A 26,260-nucleotide genomic window follows, 5' to 3' on the forward strand; every position below is an offset into this window, starting at 1 on the left:
TAAATTTGTGGCATGGAGAAGCGAAGTCATACAAGAGAAGAGAAAATGCAGGCGTTTGGACGTTTGCTTGATATACAGGACAGGCTTAGAAAAGAGTGCCCTTGGGATAGAAAACAGACGTATGAAAGTCTGCGTCCAAATACAATTGAAGAGGTATATGAATTATGTGACGCACTGATAAAAGGCAATCAGAAGGAAATTTGCAAGGAGCTGGGCGATGTTATGGAGCATGTAGTCTTTTATGCCATGTTAGGACAAGAGACAGGAGACTTCGACATTGCTGATGTCTGCAATGCACAGGCAGACAAACTAATGTTCAGACACGATTTCATTGATTGGAACCAAGGTGGAAATTGGACTGTTACGAATCCCGATATGGTAATTAATCCACAAGGACAGGTTGTCTATAAGGACGAAGAACAGAAGGGAAACGCAACTAAACCGATGACAGCTTCAGAGGTTTCCACTACATGGGAGCAGCGCAAACAACAGGAACGTGGTGGAAACAAGACGGTTCTTTCAGGGGTTCCTGAGTCGTTACCATCTCTCATCAAGGCATACCGAATACAGGACAAGGCACGAAATGTGGGCTTTGATTGGAAACAAAAGGAAGATGTGTGGGACAAAGTACGCGAGGAACTTGGCGAACTTGAGGTAGAATTGAAGAAAGAAGACAAAGATAAGTCTATCGGAGAATTGGGAGATTTCCTTTTCAGCATTATCAATGCTGCCCGCCTATATCACCTCAATCCTGATAATGCATTGGAACGAACCAATCAGAAGTTTATCCATCGCTTTGCATATGTGGAACGAAAAGCAAAGGAAAAGCATAAGCAACTGAAAGATATGACTATAGAAGAGATGGATAAACTGTGGAATGAAGCAAAGACTATAGAAAACAATATATAAACTAAAGCATATGAAAAAGTTATTTTATTTCGGCGTAATCTTGCTGAGCATGATGAGTATAGTCGCATGCAAGCATAGGCAAAGCGCATCGAATGTAGGGATGAAAGACAGTATGGAAGATGTTGGTTTTGCAGATACTACCGTTTATGGCGTATGTGGAGAAAACACATCAATGCATAATATTGAATTGATTACTGACTTAGGTGACACGCTTGAATATACTGCATTGGATGACGGAAGAGACTCTACCGTTATTTTAGGTGGCCTTTTGTCAGGCGACCGTCTGGCGGTTATCGGTCATGAAGTTGATGGCGAACGCTTTGCACAGCGTGTGATTAACTTGACTACTTTGCTTGGAAAATGGGTTAGTATAGACAGGAATTTCGAGATACTTGAGGGCGGACAGATCAAGAGCAATGTAAAGGCTGAGACAAATCCATGGACAGTTTGGAAGATCTGTAATGGCAAATTATTGCTGAATAAGGATACTTTCATGATAGATAACTTGGGTGCAGACTCGCTTTATATCGAGAACAAAGAGGGCATCTTCGCTTTTAAGAGGGTAAAGTAAGGCTCATATCTACGCAATATGTGCGTGAATATTAAGTTTAAGCCCCATTATATAATACTCGAAAAGCTACGCTATGGAACCATTTAAAATCCATATTCTCGGCTGTGGATCGGCCTTGCCGACTCTCAGTCACTATGCTTCCTCACAGGTTGTTGAAATCAGAGAGAAGCTTTTTATGGTTGATTGTGGTGAGGGAACGCAAATGCAACTCAGGCGAAATAAAATACGTTTCACGAAGTTGCAGGCTGTTTTTATTTCTCATTTGCATGGAGATCATTGTTTTGGATTGATTGGTATGATTAGCACTTTCGGGATGTTGGGGCGCACAGCCCCCTTTCATGTGTATGCACCGGAAGCATTAGGTCCAATTCTGCAAATCCAATTGGACTTCTTTTGCAAAGGGTTGGGATTTGATGTCAAGTTTCATCCCATTGATACAACCCGGAAAATCGTGATTTATGAAGACCGAAGTCTGACGGTTGAAACAATTCCTCTTGAACACAGAACCCCAACATGTGGTTTCTTGTTCAGGGAAAAACCCAAATTGCGACATATAAATCGTGAGATGATTGATTGTTATGAAGTGCCTTTGAGCCAATTGAATAACATCCGGACAGGCATGGATTGGACAACACCTGAGGGCGTGATTATTCCCAATGAAAGGCTGACAACTCCTGCTGATCCGTCAAGAGCCTATGCTTATTGTAGTGATACGCGCTATATCCCCACGCTTCATGAGTTGATAACCGGTGTAGATACACTTTATCACGAAAGCACCTATGCAGAAGATAATGCATCGCGTGCCCAGTTATATTGGCATTCCACAGCACGCCAGGCAGCGACGGTGGCGCGTGATGCTCATGTAGGGAAGTTATTGTTAGGGCATTTCAGTGCCCGCTATGATGATGACAAATGTCTTCTTGATGAAGCCAAAGCTGTTTTCAAAAACAGTTGGTTAACAAATGAAGGACTTGTGTTTAACGTTTGATAGGTGGTGATTTAAAAAGAAAAGAAAATACATCGTTGAGATGAACTATTATTGCCTCATCAGCTATTTCTTCATCTTGAATTTAACATAATCAGCCATATGGCAATGTATAGTTCCAAATTTTACACTACATTTTGACTTTTGCTAAATTTATTTACAAATGACTTTATAATATTCACAGATTTGAAATGAAAGCATCCTAAGCTTTCAATAATGCTTATTTTTTAGCTCTTCACAATTTCTTGACTATCAGATTGTTATAAAACTTAAGGAGAAGTACAAGGCAAAATCACAATAAAAAGCGATGTGATTTGTGTTGAATTAAGTCGTAATTTGTACCATTTCATCGTGTGTTTTGATGCAAATGGCAGTATGTTTTGAGTCAAATTGCAACGCATAATGCCTGAAGTTGTAAGCCAAAGAAAGGGAAATGAAGACATTGAAGCTATAAAGAGGCTTTACACATGCGCTGAAAAGTGACTTTTGTTTCTATTTGGTGTCCCTCTGAAATGTTAAAAACGAGCAGTAATATTTACAGAAAGGAAGAAATGTTTAGCTTTATATGCCCTTTTTCTGTATTGCAAGTATCTTCTTTAGTCTTATGCCTTGTTAAACCACTTCACCGCAAAGAGAGAGTTTTGTACGATTAAGATAGACAGTCATCCTTAAGGATGTTTTCAGGAAAATGCCTTTAATTATTGTTAAATTTGTTTTAGGATTACAATAAAATCCATAACTTTGTACACAAATAAAGGTTTCAGTAATTTGAAGAATTGTAATCGTTTATGGCAAAATCTCTACTTAAAATATTTTTCTTTGCGATTTTCTTTTGGGTGTCTCCTGTAGCGTTTGGTGCTACGGAGAATATGAATGCAATGGACATTCCCGGTGCTCATGAGATTGAAATTACGATTAGTCAGACAACATTACGCGTTACAGGGGGCGCCGGTCAGGTGCTTTATATCTATAATGTTGCAGGAGTCTGTGTCATGACGCTTCGGGTGGATAGCAACGACAAGCGTTTCGATTTGAACTTGGCCAAGGGCTGTTATATCGTAAAGGTGGGTAGAACTGTCAGAAAAGTTTCAATACATTGATATTCCCTAAAATCAGTTTTGTTCATAACGGATAACTCAATGTATCGCATATTCTTGTTTTTGCTTTTAGTTGTAGCATTCTTCAGTTCTTGTAGTAATAGGTCAAGAAATCCTAATCTGCATCTTCAATTGTCAGATTTTGAGGCATTGAACACATCCGACTACGCATTAAATTCACACCGTATTCATCATTATTTGGAACAAGTGGCTCTGTCCGATACAGAAACTACAGGCGTTGATGGTCGTGCAAAAAGTTATTACCTCCATGGTGGTGAATTCATTTGGGTGAGTCGTCAAGGGGTTAATCATCAGGCTGACACTTTACTTGCCTATCTGCAAAGGGTAGACGAATTGGGATTTAGTAAGAGTAGATTCAGTGTTTCCAAAATAGAAGCAGACTTGAGAAGGTTCCATTTGTTGGATTTTGATAAGGGAGAGCATGCTATAAACAAGGTTCTGGGCCGTTTGGAATACAATCTGACGAAAGCTTATCTGCGCTATACTATCGTGCAAAATTTTGGTTTAGTCAACCCTTCGCGCTTGCTGAATAAGCTTGACAGAAATGAAAGAGACACCGTTCGGGTAAGCTATCGTGGCCTTTTCGATATTCCAATGAAGACTGTGGGAAAGCAATTCTGTAAGGAAGCATTGGCTAAAATCACCCATGACAGCGTGGGGAGTTTTCTTCATGAAATACAACCTAAAAGTGAATTGTATAGCCAACTGAAAAGCTTGTTAGCTGTTACAACTGACAAGATGATGCGAAGTAGGATATTATGCAATATGGAACGTTGTCGCTGGAGATACTATGATGAGCCAGGCAAGCATCAAAAATATGTGCTTGTCAACATTCCTTCTTTCCATTTGCGCGCTGTAAACGGAAGAGAGGTGTTGGAGATGAAAATAGGATGTGGAACAACTGAAACGAAAACACCGCTCTTGACAAGCTGTATTATGCGCATGGATATCAACCCGCAATGGGTAATTCCACGTAGCATTACAGAGAAAAACATAGCAAACCACTTTGGTGACAGACAATATTTCGATAGTCATCGTTACTTTGTCAGAGATCGTAAAACAGGACAGAAAGTACCGTTTGATCGAATAACACAGGACATGTTCTACAGCAAAGATTATCTTGTGATACAGAAAGGTGGCATCGGTAATTCATTGGGAAGGATTATCTTTCGGTTCAATAATTCGTTCAGTGTGTTTCTACATGACACCAATCGGCATAACGTTTTCTCTCAAGAGAATCGGGGAGTGAGTCATGGTTGCATACGTGTAGAGCGTCCTTTTGATCTGGCTGTATTCTTGTTGAAAGACAAAAACGAGAGTTTAATCCGTAAACTTCATTATTCCATGACTGCAGAAATAGGTGGGGAAAGTTCTGTGCTGCCTGAAGAAGAAAAGAAAATGATAAGGAAACAAAAGCCAGATACTTTGCAGCGCTCCATGTTGATCAGTTCCCTGAAGGTGGAACCACAGATACCTATCTTCATCACCTATTTCACAATTTACCCTGATGTGAATGGCAAGTTGCAGTATTTCAGTGATGTATATGGCTATGATAAGGTTATATTCGATGCCCTCAAAAGCTTTGGTGTAAAGTGATGGAATACAATGAAAAAGAGATTTTGGAGGCATTGAGGAACGAAAAGACTAAATATCATGCCTTTTCTCAATTAGTGGAGCACTATCGCGAGCCGCTATATTGGCGTATCAGGCGCATTGTCATAGCGCATGAAGATGCAAATGATGTCTTGCAGAATACGTTTATAAAGGTGTGGAGTAATATGGACAAGTTCCAAATGCGTGCCCAGTTTTCTACATGGATTAATCGTATTGCTATCAACGAAAGTCTGGATTTTCTCCGCTCCAAGAAAGATAAAATAAGCACAGATGAATATGGTGGTGTGGCAATAAGACTACTGGCTGATAACTATTTTGATGGTGATGCGACACAAGCACTGCTGCAGGAGGCAATCGCAACATTGCCGGAAGTACAGCGAACAGTCTTTAATTTGCGTTACTTTGACGAAATGAAATATAACGAGATGAGTCAAGTTTTAGGAACAAGCGAAGGAGCTTTGAAAGCAAGTTACCACTTGGCAGTGAAAAAAATCTGTGATTTTTTAAAGCTGCGTGATTAAACTTTGGTAAACACTTTACGTCAAAAGGATAAGAAAAGGAATTTAATGATATGGAAAAATACGAGCAGGAACTTTTAGAAAAGTTTGGAAAGAGCAGGCCTTTTACCGTCCCCGATGGTTATTTTGAGGATTTCAGTGCCCGCCTAATGAACAGTCTGTCAGACTCAAATGACACAAAACGAGTATTAACTTTCCGTTCTAAGAAGTTTGTTCGATTATTCCGCTATACGGCAGTAGCCTGCTTTGTAGCAGTATTTTCTGTGTTGGGCATTAATAGTTTCTTGACAGCTGAGAATTCTATAGAGGCACCTGTGGCAGAACAACACTATAATGGAGATAAACTATTCGACCAAATAGCAGATTATGCAATGATGGATAATGAAGATTACTATGCAACACTTTCTGATAATTAAATGTAGAATGGAAATGAAAAGAATATTATTACCCCTTGTTGTCATGCTTTTTACAGCATTACAACTTGTGGCTCAAGTTCCAGATAGAGGGCGTCCGAAGTTCGATCCAAAAGCCTTTGAAATGAAAATGGAGCAATACGTATCGACAGCTGCAGGTTTTACACCCGCTGAAGCCAGTAAGTTCTTCCCGATTTATCGTGAGATGCACCGCAAGTTAAGAGGATGTTTTGATGAAATGCGTATGTATCGGCACGTCGATACCAATGATGATGAAGCGTCATATAAAGCGATTAAGCGATTAGATGAAATTGATTTGGAAATGAAAGAATTGCAACAGCGTTATCATGCAAAGCTTTTGAAGGTTGTTCCTGCAGGTAAGGTGATGAAAGTGATTAAGGCAGAAGAACGCTTTCATCGTCAAGCTTTCAAGCAGATTTTAGAAAGTCCGAAAAACTAAATAGATGCAAAGGTATTTCATTTATCTCAGCTATGATGGCTCAGCTTATCACGGGTGGCAAATTCAACCTAATGGTATTTCTGTACAGGAGAAGCTTCAGGAAGCTCTTTCCAAACTTCTTCGGCAGAAGATAGAGATTGTTGGAGCCGGGCGTACTGACACGGGAGTACATGCTCGAATGATGGTTGCCCATTTTGATTTTCCTAAAAGTATAGAAGAAGAACAGCTGAGGTATAGGCTTAATAGGCTGTTGCCACGTGATATTACTATCAATAAAGTGATACCTGTGGAAGCGGATATGCACGCACGCTTTTCGGCAAAATGGCGCACGTATCGGTACTACATTCATACACAAAAAAATGCTTTTCTGCGTCATTATTCCTATGAAAGTCCTTATAAACTCGATTATCAGTTGATGAATCAGGGGGCAGAGCTACTGAAAAGTCACACAGATTTTGCAGCATTCTGCAAGACCGGAGCCGACAATAAGTCCACACTGTGTACTATAAGAGAATGCAAATGGGTGCAGACTTCTGCTATTTCGTGGTACTTTGAGATTACAGCTAATCGCTTTTTAAGAAATATGGTGCGTGCAACCGTGGGGACTCTGTTTCTTTTGGGACGTCATCATATTTCGCTTGATGATTTGGATTACATCTTACAAGAAGGTGATCGAAGTAATGCAGGAGAGAGTATGCCTGGTCATGCTTTGTTCTTGGAGAACATAGAATATTGAATTAAAAAATGTGGTTACTATTAGCATTCCTTTCAGCAACACTGTTGGGATTTTATGATTCGTTTAAGAAAAAGGCACTTCATGACAATGCTGTCATCCCAATATTATTTTTGAATACTGTTTTTTCTTCATTAATATTCTTGCCTTTTATCTTTTTGTCTTCGTTTACTCGGATTTTAGAAGGCAGTATATTCTTTGTATCACAAGGAGGTTGGGAAGTGCATCGCTTCATTCTTCTAAAGAGTTTAATTGTCTTGTCCAGTTGGATTTTCGGCTATTTTGCCATGAAACATTTGCCTTTGACAATTGTTGGGCCGATTAATGCCACTCGTCCGGTGATGGTTCTTGTTGGAGCTTTATTGGTATTTGGTGAGCGATTGAATGGCTGGCAATGGATAGGTGTGGCCCTTGCTGTGGTGTCTTTCTTGCTGTTAAGTAAGAGTGGCAGGAAAGAAGGAATTAATTTCAAGCATAACAAGTGGATATATTTCCTCGTGTTTGCTGCACTATTGGGGGCAATTAGTGGACTCTATGACAAATATCTGATGGCAAGTCCGCAGAATGGTGGTGTAGGTATAGACAGGATGATGGTTCAAAGCTGGTATAACATCTATCAGATGGGGATGATGGGAAGCGTGATGCTCCTGCTATGGTGGCCTACTCGAAAACGCACAACACCTTTTCATTGGGATTGGACTGTAGTTTTAATCTCCTTGTTCTTATGTGTTGCCGACTTTGTTTATTTCTATGCGTTAAGCTTACCTGGTGCAATGATATCCATAATCAGCATGATACGTCGAGGCAGTGTGTTGGTGAGTTTCCTTTTTGGAGCACTATTTTTCCATGAAAAGAATCTCAAAGCTAAAGCATTCGACTTGGCACTTGTCCTGCTTGGTATGATATTCCTCTATATTGGTTCAAGATAGTTAGGGTGGGATAGAGGTGTGTTGTTGAATTAATTTGTCAGATTATCTTTGCTTTTTGATATAAAACTTGTATCTTTGTAGACAAGATTGATCGTAAAACAATATAGCATGGCACGTAACATTTTCAAGGGCTTAGGAATTGCCTTGATAACACCTTTCACCTTAGATGGTAAGGTTGACTACAAATCATTGAAGCGTCTTTTGGAATATCAGTTGGCTAACGGTGCTGATTTTCTGTGCATTTTAGCTACAACAGGAGAGGCTCCTTGTCTGACAGCTCAGGAGAAAGAAGAACTTACGGCATTTATAAAAGACATTGTAAGAGGCCGAATTCCAATTCTTAAATATTGTGGAGGCAATAATACTGCTGCGGTTGTTGAAGAGATTAAGACTACAAATTGGACTGGAATTGACGGTATCCTTAGCATTTGTCCATATTATAACAAACCTTCTCAGGAAGGTCTTTATCAGCATTTCAAAGCGATAGCAGAAGTTAGTCCGTTACCAATAGTCCTCTATAATGTTCCTGGTCGTACGGGAATTAATATGAAAGCTGAAACAACTGTAAAGTTGGCCAGAGACTTTTCTAATATCATTGCAGTGAAAGAGGCCAGTGGAAGTCTTGAGCAAGTGGATGAGATTATTAAGAATAAACCTGATTATTTTGATGTTATCAGTGGTGATGATGCCTTGACATTCTCTATGATAGCGAGTGGTGCAGCAGGTGTTATCTCTGTGATTGGAAATGCACTTCCTCGGGAATTCAGCCGCATGATACGTCTTGAGTTTAAGGGGGAATATGAGCCGGCACGTAAGATACACCACATGTTTACCGAACTTTATTCCTTACTGTTCGTTGACGGTAATCCTGCAGGTTGTAAGGCATTGCTGAATGATATGGGGATGATTGAGAATGTGCTTCGGCTTCCGCTTGTTCCAACAACCATAACAACAAAGCAGAAGATGGCCGACATTCTGAAAGAGTTAAGAATTTGATAGAAACTTAAATGAAGAGAGTTAACAGATTAATTTCTCTTTAAAAACGCTAAAAGACACATGAACACAAAGGAAAAAGTCTGTATTTCTTTTGTGAAATACAGAATAATAGTTATCTTTGCATTGTGTTTTTCATGGTATTAGATTATTAAGGTTAAAGAAAAGATTGGTTGTCGTGAGGCAATCAATCTTTTTAGTTTGCGATCAATAAAGTTATCTATTTATTTTGTCATACCCTTATTTTCCTTTATCTTTGCAGGCAGAAAGCAGTGTCCCGGCTCTGTTGCTGGCATAATTTCATATGCGAGAGGAAAGTCCGGGCAGCATAGGATACTCCACTTCTGAAAATAGAAGCTATTGGTGACAGTAGGTGTCGACAGAAGAAAACAACCGCCATAAATTGGGATACTGACTGGTTTTCCGGTCAAGTCTTTTTGTGGTAAGGGTGAGAAGGTGGTGTAAGAGACCACCAGCTGACGGGTGATCGTCAGGCTGTGTCATCTGGAGGCTGCAAGTTCATGTATACCGTAGACTGAGGGTTGTCCGCCTGAAGGATTTCGAATCCGCTACGGAGGGTAGAATGCTTAAGCCGTGGGGTGACTCATGGATTAGATAAATAACAGGGCTTCATCTTCGTGATGAATACAGAACCCGGCTTATCAGGGCGCTGCTTTCTTTTTCTTTTCGTTATAACTCCAAATCACTTTCAATATGAATTTTACATTAAACGAGACTGATTACAAGGTAGATGACCTACAACAATCCATTTTGAGAGTTGTTAACACGTGGGGAGACTCACAAAACTTCCCACAGATGAAAGATTACGGAGTGACCAAAGAGTCGTTGTTATCTTATCTCTTTGATAAGCAATCCATTCTTGACAGTATGGGAAGTGAACGCTTTCAGCTGACACTGTTAGGAATTTTTGTCGTCATTCCCATTTTTATAGCTTCATTATTCCCTGAAAAGAATTTACCGTTTGGACCATATACAGCGATTGTATGCGGGGTAGGGGGTGCGTTTCTTTTTGGACTTCTTAAGCTGTTCATGAACTTTCTCATTCGTAAAAGGCTTGCAAAATTGTATGATGAGGACCATGAAGCATATATAGTGCAAGTGCTTTCATACCGAGATAAGCATTTGAAATAAAAAAACTTGGGATTATCTATCCCAAGTTTCAAGAGGCACCTAGCAGAGTCGAACTGCTCTACACGGTTTTGCAGACCGTTACCTAACCGATCGGCCAAGGTGCCATAATTGCTGATTTGCGGTTGCAAAGGTATAACAAAAAAACTATTTGACCAAATATATCTACTGTTTTTTTCGTTCCTTTTTGCATTTATCATAAAATGCACAGCCTGCACATTTGTAGTCTTTGCACTTAATATTCTGGTTTATAGATTTATAGATGCCTCTTATAGCGAATGTAACTGCCAAAGCTATAACCAGAAAGATGATAATATATTGTATGAGTATTCCCATTCATTAAAAATAAACGGACAGAATTATACATTTTTTACATATATAAAGTCTGCCCGTATAATCAACCAGTTTTCTAATAATCAATTCATCAATTCATTTGTTTGCAAAGATAATTCTTTGCCGTTAGATATGCAATCCTCATTTTTAATGATTTTCATTCAATGAGTTATTTTTCTTTTTATCCATCGTAATGGAAACTATGTTCCAAAATATTGGAAATCAAAGTGTTATATGATGATTTTTAATTTGCGTCAAGTTATGCTGTCATATGATGCTAATTGCACTGTATTCTGATGCAAATCACACGCTAATCTGATGCAAATTAAAAACTAACCTGAACGATATTGAAATTCAGGATAATTTTGATGATAAGCTATGTTTATTCAGATGTAAATGCGGTATGTATTGTGTTATCGTCTAACTTATGTTTTATTATATAATCATCATTATGATAAATTAACGATATATGAAAGATAACTTTTAATATATTCACCCTATTTCACGGTAAGATGAAAACAACCTTGATGAACTTCGTACTTGATGTGGCAGCGGTTTTGTTTTCTCATGTCGTTCAATACCTCGCTGAGAACCCATTTCAGTGTGTCATTCTGTACAGAACGATGCTTTTCATTTGGTGCTTCTACAGTTTTATATCTATTGTAACAAATATCTACCGTTGTTCCATAAAGATGACAACTGTTTACTGTTGCATTGCCATTATGGTTTCGAAGTTTATCTACATCCTCTTTAGAACGCATGACACTCGTGATGATAATCTTATGCAAAGGGATGCCTTTAGTTTGCAATGAATCAAAAAAGTTGTGCCCGATATCCTGCAACAGTATGGCGGCTTTGGGCACCAGATAAGGAATACTTGACTTTAAGTTGTCAACATAATAATATGGATTTCCACCAACATATACAAGTTCTTCCTTTCTGTTTTCTGCCTCTTCACGGTTTGCAACCGGATTAACACCTAATGCCTGAGCAGACAGAAGTTGCACATCGTTCTGGTCAGGGAATGCCTTACCGAAGTTTGGTACACTGTAAATTCTGTTTTTTACAACCGAGCCATCAGCATTAAAAAAGGTTGAAGCATGTAGTTGAGAAGACTTTGTTTGAGCATATTGCGCCGTTGTTTGATGCGTGTTGAGTGTGTCTGTTTGGGGCGACTTCGATTTCTCCATGATGCCATCTGGGTGTATTTCCTTGTTGGCAATCGACGGAAAAAGACATCGAATGAAACTAAGAAAGACAACACTAAGGCCGAAACCCTGTAAAAAACGATTTTTGGAAATCTTCATGACCCTATAAATAAACTTTTATTCAGCAGTGCAAAGATAGACCAAATATTTTGTAATCTCAAAAAAAAACTCTACTTTTGCAAGTAAATTTTAAGAAGCTCATACATTGATAGAGAAGCATATATTTCTTGAAGATATTGATCCTGTTGTTTTCTATGGCGTCAATAACAGTCATCTGCAGATGATTAAATCTCTCTTTCCCAAACTGAGAATTGCTGCGCGGGACAATGTCATTAGAATTCTTGGCGACGAGGAAGAGATGGCTAAAATAGAGGAAGATTTGGCTTCAATACAAAGACATGTGCTAAAATATAATTCCATTTCCGATGAAGATATCCTTGACATTGTAAAAGGCAGAAAGACTAAAGCTGAAGGTGTTAAGGATGTTTTAGTTTACAGTGTGTCGGGAAGACCGATTAAAAGTCGGTCGGGAAATCAGCAGAAACTTGTTGATGCCTTTTCTAAAAATGATATGATATTCGCTGTTGGTCCTGCCGGAACGGGAAAAACTTATTTAAGTATTGCTCTGGCAGTAAAGGCGCTCAAGGAGAAAACTGCAAAGAAAATCATCTTGAGTAGGCCTGCTGTCGAAGCTGGTGAAAAGTTGGGGTTCTTGCCTGGCGACATGAAAGATAAAATTGATCCTTATCTTCAACCTTTATATGATGCGCTTGAAGATATGATTCCGGCAGTCAAATTGCAAGACATGATGGAAAAACATGTTATTCAGATTGCCCCACTCGCTTTTATGCGCGGACGCACATTAAGTGATGCAGTAGTTATTTTGGATGAAGCTCAGAATACAACTCCGCAGCAAATAAGAATGTTCCTGACCAGAATGGGCTGGAATACGAAGATGATTATCACGGGTGATATGACTCAAATAGATTTGCCTAAAGAGCAGAAAAACGGTCTTAAGGAAGCATTGCATATTCTTGGCAAAGTAGAAGGTATAAGCGTGATTAATCTTTCCCAGAAAGATATTGTAAGGCACAAGCTTGTCACTCGGATTGTTGATGCCTATGATGCTTTTGATAAAGTGAAAGATCAGGAGCGTGAGGAAAGAAGACAAAAGCCTCCCAAAGAGCGAAGAAAACAGAACTTAGAAGAAGAATATACAATATTAGAAAATTCAGACAACGACTTTAATTAATATTGAAAATGAAAGCTTTAACAAAGACAGATTTCCATTTCGATGGACAGAAAAGTGTTTACCATGGTAAAGTTCGTGATGTATATAACATCAACGATGATTTAATGGTAATGGTTGCAACCGACAGAATTTCTGCTTTTGACGTGGTCTTGCCAAAGGGAATTCCGTTCAAGGGACAAGTGTTGAACCAGATTGCTGCTAAATTTCTGGATGCAACAAGTGACATTTGTCCAAACTGGAAAATGGCAACTCCTGACCCTATGGTAACAGTTGGGCTTAAATGTGAAGGCTTTCGCGTTGAGATGATTATCCGTTCTATCCTCACAGGCAGTGCTTGGCGTTCTTATAAAGAGGGTTGTCGTGAGCTATGTGGCGTTAAACTTCCTGATGGAATGCGTGAAAACGAGAAATTCCCTGAGCCAATCGTCACTCCGACGACAAAGGCTGATGAGGGGCACGACTTGAATATTTCCAAGGAAGAAATTATAGCACAAGGGATTGTTTCAAAAGAAGATTACGAAATTATAGAGGATTATACCAAGAAACTCTTCAAGCGTGGACAGGAAATAGCAGCTAAGCAAGGACTGATTTTGGTTGACACAAAATATGAATTTGGTAAGCGTGATGGAAAGATTTATTTGATAGATGAAATCCATACACCAGACTCAAGTCGTTATTTTTACGCTGAAGGCTACGAAGAGAAACTTGCAGCAGGAAAGCCTCAGAAGCAGTTGTCAAAGGAATTTGTACGTCAATGGTTGATTGAGCATAACTTTATGAATGAACCAGGACAGCAAATGCCCGAGATTACTGACGAATATGCTGACAGCGTTAGTGATAGATACATTGAACTGTATGAGCATATTACTGGAGAAAAGTTTGATAGAAGCATTGAATGTGGAGATATTGCAGCGAGAATAGAAAATAATGTTGCAACTTATCTGAAGACAGTCAGATAATTTATTTAAAGGCATTGCATGTATAAACAAGAAGAGATAAAGCCTTACGGTAAGGAGGGTGAGAAAGGAAAGTTGGTTGAGGAAATGTTTGATAACATTGCCCCGACATATGATACGCTAAATCACCGTCTCTCTTGGGATATAGATAAAGGCTGGCGAAAGAAAGCAATTCGCCAGCTTTTGCCCTTTCAACCGAAAGCAATTTTGGATATTGCAACGGGTACAGGTGACTTTGCTATATTGTCTGCAAAAGAACTTCGCCCTCAAAGAATGATTGGAATAGATATCAGCGAGGGGATGATGAAGATCGGACAGAAGAAAGTTGAAGCTGAAGGGCTACAGCATATTGTTTCTTTCAAAAAGGATGATTGTACACACTTGTCATTCGATGATAATTCTTTCGATGCTGTTACGGCTGCTTTCGGCATCCGTAATTTTCAGAATCTTGACCAAGGTTTGAGTGAGATGTATCGTGTCTTGAAGCCTAATGGTCATCTAAGCATTGTGGAATTAACTACACCTGTGAGTTTCCCCATGAAGCAATTGTTTAAGTTATACTCACATACGATACTCCCTGTATATGGAAAATTAATTTCAAAAGATACCAGTGCATACAGCTATCTGACCAAAACTATAGAGGCTTTTCCGCAAGGTGAAGTGATGTTAGATATCCTTAGGAAAGCTGGTTTTAAGAATGCGAGCTTCAAAAGGCTTACCTTTGGTATTTGTACAATGTATTTTGCAACGAAGTAAGAATTAAATCTCACCTATCAACTATGGATAAATATGGTCTTATAGGATACCCACTCGGACATTCCTTTTCTATAGGGTTCTTCAATGAAAAATTTCAAAATGAAGGTATTGATGCACAATACTGCAACTTTGAAATACCAAGTTTGGATTGTCTTCCTGAAATTATTGCTCAGAACCCAGACCTCAAAGGCCTGAATGTGACCATACCTTATAAGGAAAAGATAATAGATTTTCTTGATGAACTCAGTCCTGAAGCAAAGAACATTGGAGCGGTCAATGTTATTAGAGTGAGCCATAATGGGAATAAAACATTCATGAAAGGTTACAATAGTGATGTCATTGGCTTTACTAAAAGCATAGAACCTCTTTTAGAGAGATGCCATAAAAAGGCCTTAATCTTAGGTACCGGCGGTGCCTCTAAAGCTATTAAATACGGTTTGGAATCTCTTGGATTAGAAACATTATTGGTCAGTAGGTTTGAGCGTCCAGGCACTATACAGTACCAATCTGTTACGCCTCAATTACTCCAAGAATATAAGGTGATTGTAAATTGTACTCCATGTGGCATGTATCCTAAAGCAGACGAATGTCCCACCCTACCCTATGAAGCTATGGACAGCCATACTTTACTTTATGATTTGATTTATAATCCGGATGAGACCTTGTTTATGCATAAGGGAGCAGAATATGGAGCTACAGTAAAGAATGGCTTGGAAATGTTGCTGCTTCAAGCCTTTGAAAGTTGGAAATTTTGGAATAGAAAAGAATAAATTTTATATGACAAGAGATATGGATAATAGATATATGATGCGTGGTGTCAGTGCTGCCAAGGAAGATGTTCATAATGCTATTAAGAATATAGATAAAGGTCTTTTCCCGCAGGCTTTCTGCAAAATCATCCCTGATATCTTAGGAAATGATCCTGAATACTGTAATATCATGCATGCTGACGGTGCGGGAACAAAGTCGTCATTAGCCTATATGTATTGGAAAGAAACTGGTGACCTTAGCGTTTGGAAAGGTATTGCACAGGATGCAATTGTCATGAACACAGATGATCTTTTGTGTGTTGGCGCTGTGAATAATATCCTTGTTTCAAGTACAATTGGGCGAAATAAAATGTTGGTTCCCGGCGAGGTTATATCAGCCATCATCAATGGAACAGATGAGTTACTTGCTGAAATGAGAAATATGGGTATCGGCATTTACCCTACCGGTGGAGAGACTGCTGATGTCGGAGATCTTGTCAGAACGATTATTGTTGACTCAACCGTTACTTGTCGCATGAAGCGAAGTGATGTCATAGACAATGCCAATATACGCCCTGGAGATGTAATCGTTGGTCTTAGTTCTACAGGACAGGCTACTTATGAGAAGCAGTATAATGGTGGCATGGGCAGCAATGGATTGACCAGTGCCCGACATGATGTGTTTGCAAAATATCTGGCAGAACGTTATCCGGAGAGCTATGACCATGCAGTACCGGAAGAATTGGTTTATAGTGGAAAGTACAAGTTTGAAGATGCCGTGGAAGGTAGCCCAATTAATGCAGGAAAGCTTGTGCTCTCTCCCACTCGTACCTATGCGCCTGTTATCAAGAAGCTTTTGGACGAGCTTCGTCCAGAAGTTCATGGTATGGTACATTGTACAGGAGGTGCGCAGACAAAGCTTTTACACTTCATTGGTGACAATTGCAAAGCGATAAAAGATAACATGTTCCCTACTCCTCCATTGTTCAAAGCCATTCAGGATTGTTCTGGAACAGATTGGAAAGAAATGTATCAAGTGTTCAATATGGGACATCGAATGGAAATATTCGTGCGTCCGGAGATTGCAGATAAGGTGATAACCATCAGTAAAAGCTTTAATATTGAAGCACAGGTTGTTGGCCATATAGAGGAAGGAAAGCGTAGTCTCACTATTCATTCCGAGTTTGGGACTTTCGAATATTGAATACTCTGCCACAACATTATATACGTGAATTCTGTTTAAGAATCTGTTTGGGTTTTGATGGGGTAAAAAATAAAAAACGGCTTTCCAACCCCTTGGAAGAGCAGAAAACTGGAAAAAATGGCTTTCCAACCCCTTGGATGAGCAGAAAACTGAAAAAAATGGCTTTCCAACCCCTTGGATGAGCAGAAAACTGAAAAAAGTGGCTTTCCAACCCCTTGGATGAACAGAAAACTGAAAAAAGCGGCTTTCCAACCCCTTGGAAGCAGAAAGATAGATGTTTAAACCGAATTCACAACATGATATCATAAGTAAAATTAAAATAATATGCCAGAAAATAATAGTATACTTGAAAAGTTAGACGGCCTTGAAAGCCGTTTTGAAGAGGTTAGTACGTTGATTACCGACCCAGATGTAATTGCTGATCAGACACGTTATGTAAAGCTTACCAAGGAATGGAAAGATTTAGGCGATATCATGAACGCCCGAAAGCGATACATAGCATGCCTCGATTCTATCCGTGAAGCAAAGGATATACTTGCGAATGAGAGCGATAGCGACATGAAAGATATGGCTCGTGAAGAGTTACAGCAGAACGAAACTCTCCAACCGCAATTGGAAGAAGAGATAAAACTACTCTTAATCCCCAAGGATCCTGAGGATGCAAAGAATGTTCAAATGGAGATACGTGCAGGAACAGGTGGTGATGAAGCAGCTTTATTTGCAGGGGATCTGTTCAACATATATAAGCGCTTTTGCGACATGAAGGGCTGGACACTCAGTGTCACTGATGTTTCAGAGGGAGCTGTAGGTGGATATAAAGAGATCGATTTTGCTATCAGTGGCACAGATGTATATGGTACAATGAAATATGAAAGTGGTGTCCATCGTGTTCAACGTGTGCCTGTGACAGAGTCAAACGGCCGTATGCAGACCAGTGCAGCTACTGTTGCCGTGTTGCCTGAAGCTGATAAATTTGAAGTGAATATCAATGAGGGAGACATCAAGTGGGATACCTTCCGCTCAAGTGGTGCCGGTGGTCAGAACGTTAATAAAGTGGAGTCCGGTGTCCGTTTGCGCTATCCCTGGAAGAATCCTAACACTGGTGAGGTTGAAGAGATATTGATTGAATGTACAGAAACGCGTGATCAACCCAAGAATAAAGAGCGTGCTTTGAGTCGCCTCTATACTTTTATTCATGACCGCGAACATCAGAAGTATGTTGATGATATTGCAAGCAGAAGGAAAAGTTTGGTCTCAACAGGTGACCGATCGGCCAAAATCAGAACCTACAACTTCCCACAAGGGCGCGTAACAGACCATAGAATTGGTTATACGACACATGATCTTCAAGGTTTCTTGGGTGGAAATATTCAGGATATGATCGATGCATTGACTGTAGCAGAAAACGCTGAAAAGCTTAAAGAAAATGAACTTTAAACTATCAAACGGAGATGGGCATTAAATATACAAAGAAGAATGAGGATCAGGAGCAGCAGGAACGTACAATTCAGGCTGATGATTTTATGCGGCTCATGATTTCTACTCATCGAAAGGAGAAGGTCAAAACAGAGTTGCCAAAAACTGAAAAACAGAAATAACATGAACAGAGAACAACTTATAAAAGAGATTTTCGACAAGAAGTCTTTCCTGTGCGTAGGTTTAGATATCGACCTAAATAAAATACCGAAACATCTGTTGGATGAAGATGATCCTATTTTCGTTTTCAATAAAGCTATTATTGATGCGACCGCCCCATACTGTGTTTCCTACAAACCTAATCTTGCATTCTATGAGTGCTATGGCATAAAAGGAATGATAGCTTTCGAAAAAACAATCAATTACTTGAAAGAACACTATCCTCATCATTTCATAATTGCAGATGCCAAACGTGGTGATATTGGCAATACAAGCCGCATGTATGCCAAGACTTTCTTTGAAGAATATGATCTCGATGCACTGACTGTTGCACCTTACATGGGTGAAGACAGTGTAAAACCTTTCCTTGAATATGAAGGAAAGTGGGTCATTTTATTGGCTTTGACCAGTAATAAAGGCAGCCATGATTTCCAGCTTTTCACTTCCGATAATGGTCAGCGCCTGTTTGAAAAGGTGCTATCAAAGAGTCAGGAATGGGGCAACATGGATAACTTGATGTATGTTGTTGGTGCTACACAAGGTGCAATGTTCCAGGATATTCGAAAGATAGCGCCTGATCACTTCCTTTTAGTTCCTGGTGTTGGAGCACAAGGTGGTAGTCTTCAGGAAGTCTGCAAGTATGGAATGACGGCAGATTGTGGCCTGTTAGTTAATTCTTCTCGTGGCATTATCTATGCCGGCCAACATGAAGATTTCGCAGAGAAAGCCGCAAACAGTGCTAAAGAATTGCAACAGCAAATGGCTATTGAACTCTCGCGCTTGCAGTAGTTATATAATATAATTGCAGAGTTGCCGGCAAGTGTTTATATATTGTTTCAGCCTCTTTCCCGAACAACTCTGCGCTCTTTTTTACGATATTCAATTTATCGGCTCGCACTGATTTTAAAATCTGAAGTCGACTTCAACATCAATCATGTTATAGTTATGCTTTGACAACGCACGGTCGTTGATGCGGGCATACTCCACATTAATTTGAAAGTTCTTGTGGAAAAGATAATCTGCTCCAACCTCATACTGGGTACGTGCCCTATCCCACTCTGCACTTGGACGGTACAAGTCGTAGCGTGCTTTCACATGTAATTTCTTCTGAATGACAGGTGCTATAACTAATCCATAGAAGCCATCTGCCTTATTTCCCAAGGTTGTATTCACATCGCAATTCGTGAAATTAGGATCCTGTGCGGTCGTATTAGTGATGGATTTAGCAAATGCATATCCCGTTGAATGAACATATTCAGAGCGCAAAGTCCAGTCATTAAATTTGTATTCGCCACTGACAGCATAGCGATGTTTAGGCAAAGAACGAACCTTTCCCGTGTGTGTTACACCTGCATCATCTGTCCAATTCCCCTTACGGGCCACTGAACCTTCCCAGCCAAAGACACCTAATCGCAGACCATCTACGGGTATTACCCAAATACCACCAATGATATCTTTGCGCTGGTCAACATCTTTTGTATTGATACCTTGGCCGTTAAACACCCCTATTTGGTAGTGTAAAAGGTTGCGCCCCGCTGCATTCTTGAGGAAATCACCTTGAATTTGAAGACCTATATCGCGGCCGTTGCTGGGCTGTTCACCACTTCTGTCACTGAAGCCGGCCAGTTTCGAAGTGATCTGTCCCACGCACATAAATCCCTGGTCAATGGGATGAATGGGATTTTCAAACGTAAATGGTCGCTTAAACTGGCCTAACTTCACCTTGAAATAATCATATTTCTGCCACTCTACAAATAGGTCTACAAGACGTGGACTGCTTCCCAATGTCGATGTGTTTCCATTGAATTGAGCCTGTGCCTTCCAATAAAAATCATTTAAGATACGTCCGTCTAAAGACAAACGGAACAATCGCAGATTAAATGAATTGCCTTTGCTTCCTTCTTGATCAGTATATTGATACTGGGTCATTCCATAGCCAGAGAGTTTAATGTTGCTGAACCATTCCTTCTTCTGTGCACTACCTGACAGTGTGACAAGCACGAGCAATGCAACGCATAAGCCTTTTCTCACCATAATTCATGAATTAGAAAATTAATATTTTTGTTATCTTCTTTCCAGCAGAACCACATTTTCAACATGTGGTGTATGTGGGAACATATCAACCGGTTGCACAGCTGTCACCTTGTAATCTGCATCCATCAATTGCAGGTCTCGCGCCTGAGTCGCAGGGTTACAGCTTACATAGACGACACGCTTTGGTGCAGCATTCAGAATAACCTGAACGACATCAGGGTGCATCCCTGCACGTGGAGGATCGGTAATGATGACATCCGGACGCCCATGTTCATGGATAAAGTCGTCTGTAAGGATGTTTTTCATGTCGCCGGCATAAAACAAAGTGTTGTCTATGCCATTGACCTTGCTGTTTTCCTTAGCATCTTCGATAGCCTCCGGCACATATTCTATACCTATTACTTGCTTGGCCTGATGAGCCACAAAGTTAGCAATTGTTCCCGTTCCAGTATATAAATCATAGACTAATTCCTTTCCTGTGAGTGCAGCAAAGGCCCGGGCTACACTGTAAAGATGATAAGCTTGTTCGGTATTTGTCTGATAGAAGCTCTTCGGCCCAACCTTGAATTTCAGGTCTTCCATAGTCTCATAGATGAAATCTGTACCCTTGAAAGTCGTCAGTTCCAAGTCACCGAAAGTGTCATTCCCCTTTTGATTGTCCACATAAATCAGGCTGGTAATTTGCGGGAAAACATCTGCAATGTGCTGAAGCAGTGCCATTGCTTTCTCTTCGTCGCCCTCTTCATCATAGTGGAACTGCACCAACAGCATGAATTCCCCTGTGTTTGAATTGCGCATCATTAAGTCGCGCAGCAATCCATGTTGTGCTCTGATATCATAAAATGCAAGGTCTTGTTCCTTGGCATAACGATTTATCTCATTTCTAATCTGGTTATGGAGATCGTCCATCAACCAGCATTTCTCAATAGGATATATCTTATCAAATGCTCCCGTGATATGGAAACCAATGGCACTCTCGTTCAAATTTCCCTCTGTTCCCTCCTCACGAGGTGGCATAGCAGCAATTTCGTCCTTGGTATACCAACGTTTATTTGCACAGCCAAACTCTAATTTGTTACGATATTCCTTTGTTTTTACGCTTCCCATAATGGGATTAAACTCTGGAAGTGCTATCTTGCCAATGCGCGTCAGTTGGTCGTAGACTTGCTGTTGCTTGGCTTTCAACTGCTCCTCATAGGGCAGATTCTGCCACTTACAGCCACCACATATACCGAAATGTGCACACATCGGAGTCTCGCGTACCTTACTGTATTCAATCACTTTTACGACTTTTCCTTCCATAAAACTGTGTTTCTTTCTGGTAATCTGCACATCAACGATGTCACCAGGAACACAGAACGGAACAAAGACTACTTTGTCCTCGTGATGAAAAAGACTTTTCCCTTCAGCTGCAACAGCCTCTATAGTAACGTTTTCTAAAATTGGGTATGGCTTATGTTTCCTTGTCATTATTCTTGTTTGCTTATGTGCAAAATTAATAAATTAATCTCAAAATCCTATAATAAAGGTATATTTAATTTTCCATGATACAGCAAGTTTATATTCAACCCTCCCCTATTTAATGTATACATCAACATTCAAAGAGCAGTTCTTCTCATCTTATTTTAATGGTGATTATCTATATTTGATATTTTGTTGATTGCCAGACAGTTATTCCATAAAACAGGAATGACAGAACAAAATGATGCAAATGACGCTGTAACTTGCGTCATATTGCGCGCTCATTTGCGTCAAATCACAGCGCAATATGCATCAAGTTACGAGGCATACTCCCTAAAACATCAGTGAAAATTTTGTGAGAAACCAGAAAAACTATACTTTTGTAAAAACAATCTGAATGTTAAGTTTATGATGAAAAGCAGGATTATCATATCCCAAAATATAGCAAAAGAGCTCACCGATGCCATTGCTTCGTGCCGGCACGACCGTCTTTTCATACTTACAGATGAGACTACGCACAGACTCTGTTGGCCTGTTCTGGACGAGTTGTTGCATGCACAAGAGGCGAAAGTCATAACCATTCCGGCCTCAGACACCCACAAAGATGTCACTTCACTCATGCAAGTATGGCAGGAATTAAGCAATGGAGGTGCCACGAGACATTCTTGTCTTGTGAACCTTGGTGGTGGAATGGTGACAGATTTAGGGGGCTTTGCAGCTTCAACTTTCAAGCGGGGCATCAACTTCATCAATATTCCAACAACGCTTTTAGCTATGGTTGATGCATCTGTGGGTGGAAAGACGGGGATTAATTTCAACGGACTGAAGAATGAAATCGGCGTGTTCAATGAGAGTCGTTTCGTTCTCATTGACACGCAATTCCTGCAGACACTCGATGCAAAAAATATCTGTTCGGGATATGCAGAAATGCTGAAGCACGGACTCATTTCTGATGAAAAGACATGGAATGAACTCATTACATTTCCGCTAATGCAGCCAGATTTGAAGAAACTTCAATGTATGGTTGCCGAGTCTGTCAAGGTGAAAGAGCGTATCGTTGAGCAGGATCCACATGAACAAGGCATACGAAAGGCATTAAATCTGGGGCATACTTTCGGCCATGCTTTCGAGAGTTGGGCTCTCAAGAGAAGCCCTATCCTGCATGGTTATGCCGTTGCTTTCGGACTTATTTGCGAGCTTTATCTCAGTTGTTTCAAGGTTGGTTTTCCGACAGAAAGAATGAGACAGACTGTCAGTTTCATTCGTGAAAACTATGGATATCTTCCTGTTACATGCAATGACTATGATGAACTCATTGCGCTGATGACCCATGATAAGAAGAATACAAACGGCATCATCAACTTTACGTTGTTGGGAAATATCGGTGATATCCGTATCAATCAGACGGCTACTGATGAGGAGATTAAAGAGGCATTAGATTTCTTTCGCGAGGGATAAGGCTGCTGCACGTGCAGGTTTTCCAGTCTCGGTGAGTGGTATGTGATCTATATAAAGATAATCATGTGGTTGCCAATATTTTGGAAGACATGCCTTGCAGATATGCTTTATCTTTGAGATTTCCTCTTCTTCTGTCAGTAGAACAATAGTTTCTCCAAATTTTTTGTCAGGTCGTTTGGTAATCATGAAAGGCTTTTCAAGCCATGGTTTCAATAGGGTCTCAATCTCTTCCATCTGTACTTTAATGCCTCCTGTGCAGACGACATTATCCTTCCTGCCCCGGATTTTGAAGCAACCTTCGGCATTAATTGTTACGATATCATTCGTCACAAGGAGTCCGTCGTGCACTAACGGTGCATCAATCACCAAGCATCCTTCGGCATTAGAAGATACCGTTACTCCTTCAAAAGGCTTATACCAATCGCTTGTTTCCGGCCCATTCAAGCGTCGAAGTGCAATATGCGAAAGTGTTTCTGTCATGCCATACGTGCTCCACACATTATTTGGAAAGTCTCTCAAGGCTTCAGCCAGCTGATTATCGATAGCACCACCACCAATGATAAGATGTGTAAAATGTTTCAATTCCTCGGTCTCTTCGACCACTTGAAGACTGTTATAAACCTGCAGGGGAACCATTGCAGCAAGAGAATGCCTGTTTCTGTCAACCTTAAAACCATGCAATGGGTGGCCTGATGGTTCAACGGTTTTCAGTTCCAAATGGCGTTCAATGCTGCGTACCACCATCATTTTCCCCGCGATATAGTCTAATGGCATACAAAGAAAAGCCATGTCACCAGCCTGTAAACCAAGGAAATCACAAGTGATGCGGGCTGAATTGAGCATTCGCTTCTTCTCGACAAACATTGACTTTGGCATTCCCGTGCTACCGCTGGTGTGCACCAATATCCTATCTGAAGGATTGTTCCATGCTTCTAAAAAGGCCTCTAAAGTCATTGCAATATTATTTTATAGCCCATAATTCATCTCTCTTTATCTCTAAAGGCATAGTGATATTATCCGTAAAAAGCTGACCTGTTCCCAAGCCTTGGGGGGGCGTAATGTGTGAACCGTAGACCTTTGCACAGAAGTGTGCAATGGCATTCAATCCCACATTGCTTTCTAAAGCACTGGTTATCCAGCTTCCAATCCCACGTTCTTCAGCCAGTTGTATCCATTCTTCTGTGCCATACATTCCGCCATGAAGACTTGGTTTGAGAATAATATATTGGGGCTGAATGGTGTCAAGTAAATCAGCTTTCATACTTTTTACATTTACTCCAATGAGTTCTTCATCCAAGGCTATAGGTAGCGGTGAGACAGCACAAAGCCTTGCCATGGCTTTCCATTGATGTTGTTTGATAGGCTGTTCTATCGAATGAATGTCATATTTCGCCAATGCTTCGAGGCGCTGCAGTGCATTGTTTGGTGTAAAAGCTCCATTGGCATCTACACGCAGTTCAATTTGTCTTTTGCTGAAAGACTCACGGATGTGTCGAATGAGTTCAAGTTCTTTGTCGAAGTCAATAGCACCGATTTTCAGCTTCACACAATGAAATCCCTGCTGAAGTTTAGCCTCTATCCGCTGATACATTTCATCGAAACTCCCCATCCATACAAGCCCATTGATGCGTATGCCCACTTCACCTCGACCGAAAGGAGTGTCAAAAAGCATTGTACTTCCATGAGCTTCCAATTGTGCAAAAGCAGTTTCCAAGCCAAAAAGAATGCTCGGATAAGATCGCAATATGTCATAGGGAATCTTGCCTAAAGTCTCAACTGTCTTACAAAGTTGGCGCAAGATCGTTTCATATTCAGGTATGGCATCACATGAAAGATCTGGCAAAGTAGCACACTCTCCAAATCCTTTTATCCCAGGGCGTGCATCATCTGTCACCGTTAGAAAATAACTGTGACGCCTTGTATAAACACCTCGAGAGGTGCCGGCCGGTTGCTTGAAGTGAAATGTCCGCTCACTGATTTCAATATGTATCATTAGGGGAATTGTGGATATTTGTCAAAGTCGGGCTTGCGTTTTTCAAGGAAAGCCTTGCCTCCCTCCTGTGCTTCGTCCATCGTGTAATAAAGCATGGTTGCGTCACCTGCAAGTTCCTGAATGCCCGCCTGACCGTCAAGCTCTGCATTCAGACCGGCTTTTATCATACGAAGTGCTAGCGGACTGCGTTCCATCATGATTTCAGCCCACTCTACACAAGTGTCTTCTAATTGGTTGAAAGGCACCACCTTATTGACCATTCCCATAGCTTCGGCCTCCTTTGCACTATATTGTTTGCAGAGGAACCATATTTCACGTGCCTTCTTCTGGCCCACCATTCGAGCAAGATAACTGGCTCCAAAACCAGCATCAAATGACCCAACTTTTGGGCCAGTCTGACCGAAGATTGCATTTTCACTCGCAATCGTAAGATCGCACATCACATGCAAGACATGTCCTCCACCGATAGCATAGCCATTCACCATTGCAATAACAGGCTTGGGCAAACGACGTATCTGCATCTGCACATCAAGTACATTCAGGCGCGGGACACCGTCACTTCCCACATATCCTCCACGTCCTTTCACGTGCATATCTCCACCTGCACAGAAAGCTTTATCTCCCGAACCGGTCAATATAACCACACGAATGTCCTGGCATTCTCTGCAATAAGAGAATGCTTGGCTCATCTCCCAAGTGGTCAATGGCGTAAAAGCATTGCGATAACGTTCACGATTAATGGTTATCTTTGCAATATGATTGTAGCTTTCAAAGAGGATTTCCTTGAAGTCAAATCCTTTGATTTTCTCCCATTTTCTTTGTTCCATAA

At 40.5% G+C, this 26,260-nt stretch carries 28 protein-coding genes, 1 tRNA gene and 1 other RNA gene; 22 read left to right on the forward strand and 8 right to left on the reverse strand.

Annotated elements, in window-relative coordinates:
• Positions 1 to 12: 12 nt before the first annotated feature.
• From mazG to EL210_RS07000, 13 genes are all read left to right on the forward strand, one after another.
• Positions 13 to 909 carry a nucleoside triphosphate pyrophosphohydrolase gene (gene mazG / locus EL210_RS06940; RefSeq protein ID WP_018920104.1) on the forward strand — a complete coding sequence of 299 codons (897 nt, stop codon included), beginning with the start codon at positions 13 to 15 and terminating at the stop codon, positions 907 to 909.
• A 10-nt stretch (positions 910 to 919) separates the two neighbouring features.
• Entirely contained in the window at positions 920 to 1,480 is a 561-nt protein-coding gene (locus tag EL210_RS06945) for a lipocalin-like domain-containing protein (RefSeq protein ID WP_025879512.1), read from the forward strand.
• 73 nt (positions 1,481 to 1,553) lie between these two features.
• A complete protein-coding gene (locus EL210_RS06950; protein ID WP_018920106.1) occupies positions 1,554 to 2,468 on the forward strand; it encodes a ribonuclease Z in 915 nt (304 codons plus the stop codon).
• A gap of 785 nt (positions 2,469 to 3,253) precedes the next feature.
• Positions 3,254 to 3,565, forward strand: coding sequence for a T9SS type A sorting domain-containing protein (locus EL210_RS06955; protein ID WP_004375161.1), 312 nt, complete (start codon positions 3,254 to 3,256; stop codon positions 3,563 to 3,565).
• A 129-nt stretch (positions 3,566 to 3,694) separates the two neighbouring features.
• Positions 3,695 to 5,179: a L,D-transpeptidase family protein gene (locus EL210_RS06960; protein WP_458693807.1), complete on the forward strand. Its 1,485-nt coding sequence runs from the start codon at positions 3,695 to 3,697 to the stop codon at positions 5,177 to 5,179.
• Positions 5,179 to 5,718, forward strand: a complete 540-nt coding sequence (locus tag EL210_RS06965) for an RNA polymerase sigma factor (protein ID WP_018920108.1) — start codon at positions 5,179 to 5,181, stop codon at positions 5,716 to 5,718. Before EL210_RS06960 ends, EL210_RS06965 begins: the two co-directional genes overlap by 1 nt.
• Positions 5,719 to 5,768: 50 nt before the next feature.
• Positions 5,769 to 6,131 carry a hypothetical protein gene (locus EL210_RS06970; RefSeq protein ID WP_004376295.1) on the forward strand — a complete coding sequence of 121 codons (363 nt, stop codon included), beginning with the start codon at positions 5,769 to 5,771 and terminating at the stop codon, positions 6,129 to 6,131.
• A gap of 7 nt (positions 6,132 to 6,138) precedes the next feature.
• The gene (locus EL210_RS06975; protein WP_018920109.1) at positions 6,139 to 6,588 is read left to right on the forward strand and encodes a hypothetical protein; all 450 of its coding nucleotides are present in this window, start codon (positions 6,139 to 6,141) and stop codon (positions 6,586 to 6,588) included.
• Positions 6,589 to 6,592: 4 nt separating this feature from the next.
• The gene (gene truA / locus EL210_RS06980; RefSeq protein WP_018920110.1) at positions 6,593 to 7,324 is read left to right on the forward strand and encodes a tRNA pseudouridine(38-40) synthase TruA; all 732 of its coding nucleotides are present in this window, start codon (positions 6,593 to 6,595) and stop codon (positions 7,322 to 7,324) included.
• Positions 7,325 to 7,332: 8 nt separating this feature from the next.
• The gene (locus tag EL210_RS06985) at positions 7,333 to 8,250 is read left to right on the forward strand and encodes a DMT family transporter (RefSeq protein ID WP_018920111.1); all 918 of its coding nucleotides are present in this window, start codon (positions 7,333 to 7,335) and stop codon (positions 8,248 to 8,250) included.
• A 108-nt stretch (positions 8,251 to 8,358) separates the two neighbouring features.
• Complete coding sequence (gene dapA / locus EL210_RS06990) at positions 8,359 to 9,246, forward strand: 4-hydroxy-tetrahydrodipicolinate synthase (RefSeq protein ID WP_018920112.1); 888 nt, start codon at positions 8,359 to 8,361, stop codon at positions 9,244 to 9,246.
• Positions 9,247 to 9,512: 266 nt separating this feature from the next.
• An RNA gene (gene rnpB, locus EL210_RS06995) (RNase P RNA component class A) lies at positions 9,513 to 9,921 on the forward strand.
• Between the two features lie 36 nt (positions 9,922 to 9,957).
• Positions 9,958 to 10,395, forward strand: coding sequence for a hypothetical protein (locus EL210_RS07000; RefSeq protein ID WP_018920113.1), 438 nt, complete (start codon positions 9,958 to 9,960; stop codon positions 10,393 to 10,395).
• Positions 10,396 to 10,428: 33 nt separating this feature from the next.
• Here the strand turns inward: EL210_RS07000 and EL210_RS13555 are convergent.
• The 3 genes from EL210_RS13555 to EL210_RS07010 all read right to left on the reverse strand — a co-directional run bounded on the left by EL210_RS13555 (position 10,429) and on the right by EL210_RS07010 (position 12,032).
• Positions 10,429 to 10,499 (reverse strand) — tRNA-Cys (locus EL210_RS13555).
• Positions 10,500 to 10,557: 58 nt separating this feature from the next.
• Complete coding sequence (locus tag EL210_RS07005; protein WP_018920114.1) at positions 10,558 to 10,728, reverse strand: FeoB-associated Cys-rich membrane protein; 171 nt, start codon at positions 10,726 to 10,728, stop codon at positions 10,558 to 10,560.
• A 494-nt stretch (positions 10,729 to 11,222) separates the two neighbouring features.
• Positions 11,223 to 12,032 (reverse strand): DUF5715 family protein, encoded by an 810-nt coding sequence (locus tag EL210_RS07010; RefSeq protein WP_018920115.1) that lies wholly within the window; start codon positions 12,030 to 12,032, stop codon positions 11,223 to 11,225.
• Between the two features lie 106 nt (positions 12,033 to 12,138).
• Between EL210_RS07010 and EL210_RS07015 the strand changes: the two genes are divergently transcribed.
• The 8 genes from EL210_RS07015 to pyrF all read left to right on the forward strand — a co-directional run bounded on the left by EL210_RS07015 (position 12,139) and on the right by pyrF (position 19,274).
• Positions 12,139 to 13,185, forward strand: a complete 1,047-nt coding sequence (locus tag EL210_RS07015) for a PhoH family protein (protein ID WP_018920116.1) — start codon at positions 12,139 to 12,141, stop codon at positions 13,183 to 13,185.
• Positions 13,186 to 13,193: 8 nt separating this feature from the next.
• Positions 13,194 to 14,144, forward strand: coding sequence for a phosphoribosylaminoimidazolesuccinocarboxamide synthase (locus EL210_RS07020; RefSeq protein WP_018920117.1), 951 nt, complete (start codon positions 13,194 to 13,196; stop codon positions 14,142 to 14,144).
• Positions 14,145 to 14,162: 18 nt separating this feature from the next.
• Entirely contained in the window at positions 14,163 to 14,897 is a 735-nt protein-coding gene (ubiE, locus tag EL210_RS07025; RefSeq protein WP_018920118.1) for a bifunctional demethylmenaquinone methyltransferase/2-methoxy-6-polyprenyl-1,4-benzoquinol methylase UbiE, read from the forward strand.
• Positions 14,898 to 14,920: 23 nt separating this feature from the next.
• Entirely contained in the window at positions 14,921 to 15,667 is a 747-nt protein-coding gene (locus EL210_RS07030; RefSeq protein WP_018920119.1) for a shikimate dehydrogenase family protein, read from the forward strand.
• A 19-nt stretch (positions 15,668 to 15,686) separates the two neighbouring features.
• Positions 15,687 to 16,850 (forward strand): AIR synthase-related protein, encoded by a 1,164-nt coding sequence (locus EL210_RS07035; RefSeq protein ID WP_025879515.1) that lies wholly within the window; start codon positions 15,687 to 15,689, stop codon positions 16,848 to 16,850.
• 324 nt (positions 16,851 to 17,174) lie between these two features.
• Positions 17,175 to 18,287, forward strand: a complete 1,113-nt coding sequence (prfA, locus tag EL210_RS07040) for a peptide chain release factor 1 (protein WP_018920121.1) — start codon at positions 17,175 to 17,177, stop codon at positions 18,285 to 18,287.
• Positions 18,288 to 18,301: 14 nt separating this feature from the next.
• Positions 18,302 to 18,448, forward strand: a complete 147-nt coding sequence (locus EL210_RS13560; RefSeq protein WP_018920122.1) for a hypothetical protein — start codon at positions 18,302 to 18,304, stop codon at positions 18,446 to 18,448.
• A 1-nt stretch (position 18,449) separates the two neighbouring features.
• Positions 18,450 to 19,274: an orotidine-5'-phosphate decarboxylase gene (gene pyrF / locus EL210_RS07045; protein ID WP_018920123.1), complete on the forward strand. Its 825-nt coding sequence runs from the start codon at positions 18,450 to 18,452 to the stop codon at positions 19,272 to 19,274.
• Between the two features lie 114 nt (positions 19,275 to 19,388).
• Here pyrF and EL210_RS07050 read toward each other — a convergent pair whose 3' ends face one another.
• Together EL210_RS07050 and rlmD are read right to left on the reverse strand one after the other, a co-directional pair.
• Complete coding sequence (locus tag EL210_RS07050) at positions 19,389 to 20,519, reverse strand: porin (RefSeq protein WP_018920124.1); 1,131 nt, start codon at positions 20,517 to 20,519, stop codon at positions 19,389 to 19,391.
• A 30-nt stretch (positions 20,520 to 20,549) separates the two neighbouring features.
• A complete protein-coding gene (gene rlmD / locus EL210_RS07055; RefSeq protein WP_018920125.1) occupies positions 20,550 to 21,989 on the reverse strand; it encodes a 23S rRNA (uracil(1939)-C(5))-methyltransferase RlmD in 1,440 nt (479 codons plus the stop codon).
• A gap of 399 nt (positions 21,990 to 22,388) precedes the next feature.
• On the opposite strand from rlmD, the gene aroB reads away from it, so the two are divergent.
• On the forward strand, positions 22,389 to 23,438 hold the full coding sequence (aroB, locus tag EL210_RS07060) for a 3-dehydroquinate synthase (protein ID WP_018920126.1): 1,050 nt from the start codon (positions 22,389 to 22,391) through the stop codon (positions 23,436 to 23,438).
• Here aroB and EL210_RS07065 read toward each other — a convergent pair.
• From EL210_RS07065 to menB, 3 genes are read right to left on the reverse strand one after another with little or no spacing between them, the layout of a single operon-like run.
• Positions 23,415 to 24,392, reverse strand: a complete 978-nt coding sequence (locus EL210_RS07065) for an AMP-binding protein (protein WP_018920127.1) — start codon at positions 24,390 to 24,392, stop codon at positions 23,415 to 23,417. The two genes, aroB and EL210_RS07065, sit on opposite strands and share 24 nt — an antisense overlap.
• A 7-nt stretch (positions 24,393 to 24,399) precedes the next feature.
• On the reverse strand, positions 24,400 to 25,431 hold the full coding sequence (locus EL210_RS07070) for an o-succinylbenzoate synthase (protein WP_018920128.1): 1,032 nt from the start codon (positions 25,429 to 25,431) through the stop codon (positions 24,400 to 24,402).
• Positions 25,431 to 26,258, reverse strand: a complete 828-nt coding sequence (gene menB, locus EL210_RS07075; RefSeq protein WP_018920129.1) for a 1,4-dihydroxy-2-naphthoyl-CoA synthase — start codon at positions 26,256 to 26,258, stop codon at positions 25,431 to 25,433. The genes EL210_RS07070 and menB overlap by 1 nt, the downstream gene beginning before the upstream one ends.
• Between the last annotated feature and the right edge of the window lie 2 nt (positions 26,259 to 26,260).

This window comes from Segatella oris, assembly GCF_900637655.1.
Lineage (GTDB): Bacteria > Bacteroidota > Bacteroidia > Bacteroidales > Bacteroidaceae > Prevotella > Prevotella oris.

Excerpts from the sequence above, each read along its gene's own strand:
- mazG (WP_018920104.1), top strand. The coding sequence starts at position 13 with ATGGAGAAGCGAAGTCATACAAGAGAAGAGAAAATGCAGGCGTTTGGA.
- EL210_RS06945 (WP_025879512.1), top strand. The coding sequence starts at position 920 with ATGAAAAAGTTATTTTATTTCGGCGTAATCTTGCTGAGCATGATGAGT.
- EL210_RS06950 (WP_018920106.1), top strand. The coding sequence starts at position 1,554 with ATGGAACCATTTAAAATCCATATTCTCGGCTGTGGATCGGCCTTGCCG.
- EL210_RS06955 (WP_004375161.1), top strand. The coding sequence starts at position 3,254 with ATGGCAAAATCTCTACTTAAAATATTTTTCTTTGCGATTTTCTTTTGG.
- EL210_RS06965 (WP_018920108.1), top strand. The coding sequence starts at position 5,179 with ATGGAATACAATGAAAAAGAGATTTTGGAGGCATTGAGGAACGAAAAG.
- EL210_RS06970 (WP_004376295.1), top strand. The coding sequence starts at position 5,769 with ATGGAAAAATACGAGCAGGAACTTTTAGAAAAGTTTGGAAAGAGCAGG.
- EL210_RS06975 (WP_018920109.1), top strand. The coding sequence starts at position 6,139 with ATGGAAATGAAAAGAATATTATTACCCCTTGTTGTCATGCTTTTTACA.
- truA (WP_018920110.1), top strand. The coding sequence starts at position 6,593 with ATGCAAAGGTATTTCATTTATCTCAGCTATGATGGCTCAGCTTATCAC.
- EL210_RS06985 (WP_018920111.1), top strand. The coding sequence starts at position 7,333 with ATGTGGTTACTATTAGCATTCCTTTCAGCAACACTGTTGGGATTTTAT.
- dapA (WP_018920112.1), top strand. The coding sequence starts at position 8,359 with ATGGCACGTAACATTTTCAAGGGCTTAGGAATTGCCTTGATAACACCT.
- EL210_RS07000 (WP_018920113.1), top strand. The coding sequence starts at position 9,958 with ATGAATTTTACATTAAACGAGACTGATTACAAGGTAGATGACCTACAA.
- EL210_RS07005 (WP_018920114.1), bottom strand. The coding sequence starts at position 10,728 with ATGGGAATACTCATACAATATATTATCATCTTTCTGGTTATAGCTTTG.
- EL210_RS07010 (WP_018920115.1), bottom strand. The coding sequence starts at position 12,032 with ATGAAGATTTCCAAAAATCGTTTTTTACAGGGTTTCGGCCTTAGTGTT.
- EL210_RS07020 (WP_018920117.1), top strand. The coding sequence starts at position 13,194 with ATGAAAGCTTTAACAAAGACAGATTTCCATTTCGATGGACAGAAAAGT.
- ubiE (WP_018920118.1), top strand. The coding sequence starts at position 14,163 with ATGTATAAACAAGAAGAGATAAAGCCTTACGGTAAGGAGGGTGAGAAA.
- EL210_RS07030 (WP_018920119.1), top strand. The coding sequence starts at position 14,921 with ATGGATAAATATGGTCTTATAGGATACCCACTCGGACATTCCTTTTCT.
- EL210_RS07035 (WP_025879515.1), top strand. The coding sequence starts at position 15,687 with ATGGATAATAGATATATGATGCGTGGTGTCAGTGCTGCCAAGGAAGAT.
- prfA (WP_018920121.1), top strand. The coding sequence starts at position 17,175 with ATGCCAGAAAATAATAGTATACTTGAAAAGTTAGACGGCCTTGAAAGC.
- EL210_RS13560 (WP_018920122.1), top strand. The coding sequence starts at position 18,302 with ATGGGCATTAAATATACAAAGAAGAATGAGGATCAGGAGCAGCAGGAA.
- pyrF (WP_018920123.1), top strand. The coding sequence starts at position 18,450 with ATGAACAGAGAACAACTTATAAAAGAGATTTTCGACAAGAAGTCTTTC.
- EL210_RS07050 (WP_018920124.1), bottom strand. The coding sequence starts at position 20,519 with ATGGTGAGAAAAGGCTTATGCGTTGCATTGCTCGTGCTTGTCACACTG.
- rlmD (WP_018920125.1), bottom strand. The coding sequence starts at position 21,989 with ATGACAAGGAAACATAAGCCATACCCAATTTTAGAAAACGTTACTATA.
- aroB (WP_018920126.1), top strand. The coding sequence starts at position 22,389 with ATGATGAAAAGCAGGATTATCATATCCCAAAATATAGCAAAAGAGCTC.
- EL210_RS07065 (WP_018920127.1), bottom strand. The coding sequence starts at position 24,392 with ATGACTTTAGAGGCCTTTTTAGAAGCATGGAACAATCCTTCAGATAGG.
- EL210_RS07070 (WP_018920128.1), bottom strand. The coding sequence starts at position 25,431 with ATGATACATATTGAAATCAGTGAGCGGACATTTCACTTCAAGCAACCG.
- menB (WP_018920129.1), bottom strand. The coding sequence starts at position 26,258 with ATGGAACAAAGAAAATGGGAGAAAATCAAAGGATTTGACTTCAAGGAA.